Raw genomic sequence first — 6,984 nt, forward strand, 5'->3', positions numbered from 1 at the left:
CGGCACGGTGATGCCGTATTGCAAAGTGGACGCATGCCAGCAACCGATGCCACCACGGCCACCCTCGCCGGAATCGTCGAGCACCATGCCCAGTGCACGCCCGACGCGATCGCGATCCGCTTCGGCGACCGGCAATGGACGTGGGCGCAGTGGGCGTTGCGGATCCGGCGCGCGGCCGGCGCGCTGCGGGCCGCCGGTGTGCAGCCCGGCGAGCGGGTAGCGTTCCTCGACAAGAACCACCCGGCCTGCCTGGAAATTCTGATTGCCGCGGCGTCGATCGGCGCCGTGAGCACCGTCGTCAACTGGCGTGTCATCGGGGACGAACTCGTCCACGTGCTCGACGACAGCGGTGCCCGATTGCTGTTCGTCGGCGCCGAACTGCATCCCACCCTGCAATCCGTCGCCGCACGTGTCCCGCGCCTGGAACGCGTGATCCTCGTGGGTGGCGAGAGCGATGAATACGAATCCTCGCTTGCCGCCGCGGCACCCATCCCGGTCGAGGTCGAAAGCGACGGCGCGGGCACCGCGCTGGTGATCTACAGCTCGGGGACCACCGGGCGTCCCAAAGGTGTGCTGCTGAGCCAGCGTGCGCTGGTCAACCACATCACCAACCTGGCGCCGGCCTTTCCCTTCGCCGACGGCGACGCCAACCTGGTCGCCATGCCGCTGTTCCACGTGGGAGGCATCGGCTATGCCTGTTTCGGCATCTTCGCCGGTGTCCCGACGATCCTGACCCGCGAACCCGACGCCGTGACCTTGATCCGGGTGCTGAATGACGGCGCGACCCACACCTTCTTCGTGCCACCGGTGATCGCCCGGTTTCTGGACGGCGGCGAGGCGGCGCACAGTGCGGTCGCGCGCTTGCGCTACCTGGTGTACGGGGCGGCGCCCATGCCGGTACCGCTTCTGCAGCGAGCCCTGGCGGCGTGGCCGGACGTCAACTTCGTCCAGGTGTACGGGCAGACCGAGCTTTGCGGGGCGATCACCGCGCTCAGCCCCGCCGACCACCGCGATGCCAGCCGGCCCCAATTACTGCTGTCGGCGGGCAGGCCCGCGGCGGGCACCGAGCTGCAAATCGTCGACCCCACGACCGGCGAACGCCTGAATCATGGTGCGCCCGGCGAAATTTGGGCGCGCAGCAATCAGGCCATGAGCGGCTATCTGAATCAGCCGCAGGCCACCGCGGACACCATCACCAGCGACGGTTGGTTGCGCACCGGAGACATCGGCCGTCTCGACGCCGACGGCTATCTCTACATCGAGGACCGGTTGAAGGACATGATCATCACCGGCGGCGAGAACGTGTACGGCCCGGAGGTGGAAAGCGTGCTTCTCGAGCATCCCGCCGTCGTCGACGCCGCGGTTATCGGTGTGCCAGACGACTTTTGGGGCGAATCGGTGAAGGCGATCGTAGTCACCAACCGCGAGGTCGAACCCGCCGACCTCATCGAATTCTGCCGGGGACGGTTGGCCGACTTCAAGTGTCCGCGAACGGTCGACTTTGCGCCGTCACTGCCCCGCAACGCCAGCGGTAAGATCCTCAAAGCCACTCTGCGGCAATCATTTTGGCAGAATCAGGCACGGGGCATATGAATGGCCCGTAGGTCCGGTGATTCGGTGCGCTGGCTGACGGTGATCGTCATTGCGGTGCTGGTGCCGCTGTCTGGCTGTACCACCAAGGTAGACGGTGCGCCGGTCAAGGCCAACGAAACCGGCGTCCCGAACGTGGCGCTGATGGACACCGGTACCTACCCGACCACATTGGGTCACATCTTCGGAACCGCCGGCAACGACACCTATGCCCAGAGCCTGCTCGAAGCGCACCGGCTGGCTGATTTCGTCACCGGGCCATGGCAAGTCGACGAAACGCTGACGCAGCACCCCTTCCTCGAATTGTTGAGTCAGATCCAGGGGATCGCCGATGCCAATTACCTGGGAATGGTGTTTGGGACGGCGTTTTCCGGTGTGGCCGCCAAGCACGGATACGTAACCGGGTTCTCCACTCGGCGTCAATCCCCCGGCAATTCGCCGTTGCGGGAACTCACCAATGCTGTCTTGATGTTCCCCGACCCGGCTGCTGCGGCCGCCGCGGCTGCAGAGCTGGCCGCGGCCAACACCGCGCCGCCGGGCCAGCCACCGCGTGAGCCCGCGGTTATCGACAAGCATCCCGAAGCAATCGCTGTCAAGTACGCCCGAGCCGATGGCCGACGGGTCGTCGAGAGTTTCGCGGCGCACGGACGGTACGTGGTGTACCAAATCGCTTCGACGGGCGAGGGCTCGGGCGTGGGCAAATCTCCTGAGGTCATCCTGGTACTGTGCCTCGACCTGCAGGAGAAGCAGCTCGACCGGTTCGTGCCGACCGAGGCGTCCAAACTGGGTTCGCTGCCGCTGGATCCGTCCGGACGGCTGCTGGCCGCGACTTTGACGCGCGAGGGGATCACGCTGCCGGTCAACTCCGGGGTATGGCAACCGGCAGGTTGGTTGCATTTCGCCGACGACCCGCACGGGACGGGGGCAGCGCTCCAAGGCGCCGGCGTCGACTATGTCAGTCAACGCCTGGCAACCGTCTACCAAACCACGAATGCCGATGCCGCACAGCGCCTGGCGAGCTACCTCGCCCGGCTTGTCGGACAGGGCAGCGATATTCAGCCGGTGCGCGACCAGGTACCCGGCTTTCCGGATGCCAAGTGCTATCGCCGAGCCGGTCCGGCGCTGCCTCCGGACGCGCCGGCCACCTGGCGAATGGTGAAGTGGCAGTTCAAATGCGTGGCCAAAGCCGACCGCTATGCCTACACCGTCTTCTCGGAAACCGAGAAAGATGTCATGCAGCAGGCTTCGGCGCAATACCGCATACTCGCCGGCAAGTAACCGGCTACAGGTATGGCAGTGTGGCAGTGCCGTGCGTCTGCGCGTCGTCGGCGAGCAGCTCGCTTAGCTTGCGCTGCAAGGTGGCTGAGGAATCCCCGACCGGTTTGTCGCAATGCCGGCAGTGAGTTTTGAACCGTCCCTGCTCGTCTTCCTGGGGCCAGAACTGGCGTGGGCCCACTGCCGCTCCGGGATCGTATTGGGCGGCGTGATGTGCGGCCTCTTTGAGGACCCGGCCAACGGAGTGCCGCTGCGGGCATTCGAGTTGCAAAACGCCGATGCCTTCATTGGTGCCCATCGTCAACCCTCCTCCGCCGGGTCATCGTGCCCAATGATTGTGCCCGTTGGGTCATGATGAGCAAGTAGGTGGACCCGATGGATCGAGGATGGCGCATGCTCGAGGTGATCGACAAGGGAGTCGTCACCGAATCGCATCCTGTTCCGCTGGCGGCTTGCTGGTGCAGAAGTACCTCGAGAGCCTTCGCACACCTGCCGCGGTGCTGCTGGCGTCGTACCCACCCCAGCGCATGCTGCGAATGGCGGTGGCTCTTCGTGTGGTGCGCCGCCACCCATGGCTGACGATTCGGGCGAACATGGTCGGGACTACCGCCGATCTGGTCAACACCCCGCGCCTGGCCCGCGAAAAACTGTTCTGCGCAGGCACCCCCGCGTCCACGGTCGAGTCGTGTGCCGCGCGTATGCAGCCGGTGAGTGCACGCGCCAGCGGGGTGCTCCTTCGGGTGAGGCCGTCGCGTGTGAGGACTCCCGTCCTGGTTCTCGACGGCGGCAGCGATGCCGTGCTCACCAACGACGAGGTGCGCGCAACCGCCGATGCCTACCGAACCCAAGCCGCTTTCTTTCCAAATATGGGCCACAACATGATGCTTGAACCCGGGTGGAAGTCAGTCGCCGAAAGAGTCACGGGCTGGCTGACGAGTCAGGGCCTGTAAGTCGGGTCAGCTCTCGGCGGCGCCTTGCGTACCTAGCCGCACCTCAATCGTCAATGTGCATTGGCGGGTCAGCGAAACTGGGATCCGCCGGATGCTGGTCACCACCCATTACATCGCAGCGCCTCTCGGGCATGAGGAAGGTGCTCATGCCGCTGGGCACCAGAGTGGTGAATGCCACGCAACGTTGCCAGGTGCCGTCCGGCTGAACGGGTCCATCGCATTTGCTCAGAACGGGTCCCCCGTACAGGCAGCCCGCGTTGGCCGGTGGCGCTGCGGCGATCAGTCCTCCAGCGGCACCCACGACGGCGACGACGGCTATCCCCAACGGCAACGTGATCTTTATTGCGGCCATCGCGTCTCCTTTGTTGCTGCGGTCGATCATCGCATCGCAGGGAGGCCGGCACACCGTATTTGCCGGTGATGGCCGATCCACGCCGGATGGTTCATTGGGCCTGGATACCCCGTCGTGTCGTCAGACCCGATCCGGCTTACCGGCCGATTTTCTTCGCGATGATGGTTTGTCCTCCCACACTTGCCATTTGGGGGCGAAGCGGTAGATGGAGAACCCGGTGGAAGGGCCGCGGGCGAGCTGATGACTGGCTGTTTTGAACGGCGAGAAACGATGTCTCACCTGCGACAACAGGTGTGGTCCCGGCTGGGATCGAACCAGCGACCTTCCGCGTGTGAAGCGGCGGAAACACTGGTTGACCTGCGCTTTATGTGGGTTTGTGCGTCATATGCAGCGTATGGAGCTGGACTGACGCATTCGCCCGATCTACCGATCGGACACAAACCGGACACGGCGACTGCACTCCTGACAGGGAACCCTTCATCGCCCGTCCACTTAGTGATGCGCGTCGAGGGCTCCTCGGGAGCAGGTACCGATGCCCGACATCACCCGGCTGACCCCGCATCCAATAGGCGCGACTGCGGGCCGACCCACTTGTAGGCCCGACCCAACCCGAACGGCCAGCCGGAACACGGACGGAGCCGCGGACGCCGGGAGACGGCGAGTGCCCGAGGCCGCCAAGGCCGCAGGGCGCGAGAGCGCCAGCGGTCGGTCGGACGGCGGGAGCGGCGTAGGCCGTGTTTCGGCTGGGACCAACGGGCTTGTTATATGTGCCAAAAGTGTCCGCCACACCGCCGAGGGCGACGGTGATGCGGACGTGTTGGCCGCGGATGCCCTCGGGCTGCGGTTCCCGCGCCCCGACTTGGTGTCCTCAGCAGCCGCACTGTTTGAACGGGCGCGGCCATGGGCTCACGGACAGGATCGGCTCAACGATGAACCAGAATCCGGCCGATTCCGGATCACAGTAGGCCCCGGCGTGGTGCGGCTTAGCTGGACGAACCCAGTCCGCGCGGAAAAGTCGTCTGAGCGGGCCGTCGCCCGGCACCGCCTCGACGTGGCGACCGAACAGGACCGGATCAGGACTGGTCGTGACGAATCTGCGCCGTGCGGGCGGGTGATCACCGAATGGTCGCGCAAATCGCGGGCTGCCATGTGCCGCACCTTCGCCGAGCTCGACTACACACCCCTTGTTGAGAGCGGTCGTGTACCGGCGATGGTGACGCTGACTTACCCTGGCGACTGGGAATTAGTTGCGCCCGATGGCGCCAGCGTGAAACGACATATGGTGTTGTGGCGCAAGCGATTTCAACGGGAATGGGGCGAGCCGGCGCGCTACATCTGGAAGCTCGAATTCCAACGCCGGGGAGCGCCGCACATCCACCTGTGGATGGCTCCCCCGCAGTCGGTCGGCAGGACAGGGCGCACGTTCTGGAATTGGCTCTCGGAGGAATGGGCCGACATCGTGGCCCACCCTGACCCCGAGCAGCGCGCACGCCACGTGCTGGCCGGCACTGCGGTCGACATCCTCAACGGCCTACGTGCGTGCGACCCCAAGCGGCTAGCGATCTACTTTACGAAGCATTCATCACCGAATCGGCTGGGCGACAAAGAATATCAGCACATGGTCCCCGAGCCATGGCGCCGGCCAGGCCACGGACCCGGACGCTTCTGGGGCGTGCACGGCCTCGAACGGGCCACCGCGGTTGTAGAGCTCGCTCAAGATGCGTACGTGACAGCGCGCCGGATGATTCGGCGTTGGTCGCGATCACAAGCTGTGTACGGCGACCTCACACATCGGTTTCCCACCAGTGTCGCGCCACGGACGGCGCACCGCGTGGTCCAGCGAGTGGATACCGCGACCGGAAAGGTACGTCGCCGAAAAGTCCGGCGACGCCGGCTGCTCTGCGACCAAGGCGGGCTGGCCGGGGGCTATGCGCTCGTCAATGACGGATCGCTATTCGCCTCCCAGCTGGCGGCGGCGCTGCAGGTTGTCAGCTGCGGCGCAGCAGCCCAATAGCGCCCTTTGTGGCACCTTATCGCTAGTTTGCGTGTGATTGCGCGCCCTCAGTTCCGGGAACCGCGAGGCCGGCCACGGCGGCGCACGGGAACGCGGTAGCCGGCCCTTTCGGCGAGCGCATGCAGGCGGTGGAGAGCGAACTCGCGTGAGCGCCCTGACTCAGGAATCACCACTCCCGCCCATAGGCCCACGGCACCTGGTAGCCGGGAGGCCTCACTTGCGCACAGCGGGCGTCGCGGACACGCTCGGCACAACGCCCTGGCGTCGGCATCGGGATCGGTGGTCGTCCACCGCTCGGGCTGCGAGGTGCACACCGGAACGTACTCGTCCAGGTATGTGGACGGCGGTATCACCGCTCCGGTCATTGCTTGTCTCCCCCTATCAAGGTATGCGGTCGTCGATGCGACGATATATCCACAAATTACTGATCGCACGGTGAGCCGGAGTGACCTGCGGCTGAGCCCGGGCGCTCATTCGTCCGGTAAGGCGCCGGGAGCAGAACACAGGAAGAACCGCTCCGGGTCACACCGACTCCTCCGGTTGATATTCGCTGCCTAAACTCGTGCCCGGTCACCCACCGAGACACCGGTTACAGAGCGGCAACCACCGAGAGCCCCCGAGAGACAGCTGGACAGCGACAGACTGCCTGAGGGCAGCCCCAGTGTGATGTGCAAGGTTATTGGGATGGATTTTGATTCCGGGGTGGATGTGGATGCCGCGCGCAGGGTGGGCAATTGGTTGGCCGATGCGCTCGCAAAGGTTACGGGCTCTGCGCCTGTGGCGGCCCCCGCGGTGTCGGGTGG

At 65.3% G+C, this 6,984-nt stretch carries 7 protein-coding genes; 4 read left to right on the plus strand and 3 right to left on the minus strand.

Annotated features, from left to right (window positions below; all coding sequences use genetic code 11):
- Window positions 1-33 precede the first annotated feature (33 nt).
- Both AC5Y2L_RS27365 and AC5Y2L_RS27370 read left to right on the plus strand, forming a co-directional pair.
- Entirely contained in the window at window positions 34-1,593 is a 1,560-nt protein-coding gene (locus tag AC5Y2L_RS27365; protein WP_499939349.1) for a long-chain-fatty-acid--CoA ligase, read from the plus strand.
- The gene (locus tag AC5Y2L_RS27370) at window positions 1,594-2,868 is read left to right on the plus strand and encodes a DUF7373 family lipoprotein (RefSeq protein WP_499939347.1); all 1,275 of its coding nucleotides are present in this window, start codon (window positions 1,594-1,596) and stop codon (window positions 2,866-2,868) included. It abuts the gene before it with no gap.
- A 4-nt stretch (window positions 2,869-2,872) separates the two neighbouring features.
- On the opposite strand, the gene AC5Y2L_RS27375 is transcribed toward AC5Y2L_RS27370, so the two are convergent.
- Window positions 2,873-3,163 (minus strand): hypothetical protein, encoded by a 291-nt coding sequence (locus AC5Y2L_RS27375; RefSeq protein ID WP_499939346.1) that lies wholly within the window; start codon window positions 3,161-3,163, stop codon window positions 2,873-2,875.
- An 88-nt stretch (window positions 3,164-3,251) separates the two neighbouring features.
- Between AC5Y2L_RS27375 and AC5Y2L_RS27380 the strand changes: the two genes are divergently transcribed.
- Window positions 3,252-3,815: a serine aminopeptidase domain-containing protein gene (locus AC5Y2L_RS27380; protein ID WP_499939344.1), complete on the plus strand. Its 564-nt coding sequence runs from the start codon at window positions 3,252-3,254 to the stop codon at window positions 3,813-3,815.
- A gap of 43 nt (window positions 3,816-3,858) precedes the next feature.
- Here the strand turns inward: AC5Y2L_RS27380 and AC5Y2L_RS27385 are convergent, their stop codons facing one another.
- On the minus strand, window positions 3,859-4,167 hold the full coding sequence (locus AC5Y2L_RS27385; RefSeq protein WP_499939343.1) for a CDGP domain-containing protein: 309 nt from the start codon (window positions 4,165-4,167) through the stop codon (window positions 3,859-3,861).
- A 532-nt stretch (window positions 4,168-4,699) separates the two neighbouring features.
- Between AC5Y2L_RS27385 and AC5Y2L_RS27390 the strand changes: the two genes are divergently transcribed.
- Complete coding sequence (locus tag AC5Y2L_RS27390) at window positions 4,700-6,181, plus strand: rolling circle replication-associated protein (RefSeq protein ID WP_499939341.1); 1,482 nt, start codon at window positions 4,700-4,702, stop codon at window positions 6,179-6,181.
- Window positions 6,182-6,228: 47 nt separating this feature from the next.
- Here the strand turns inward: AC5Y2L_RS27390 and AC5Y2L_RS27395 are convergent, their stop codons facing one another.
- On the minus strand, window positions 6,229-6,546 hold the full coding sequence (locus tag AC5Y2L_RS27395; RefSeq protein WP_499939339.1) for a WhiB family transcriptional regulator: 318 nt from the start codon (window positions 6,544-6,546) through the stop codon (window positions 6,229-6,231).
- Between the last annotated feature and the right edge of the window lie 438 nt (window positions 6,547-6,984).

The sequence above is a fragment of the Mycobacterium sp. NGS66 genome (genome assembly GCF_059812225.1).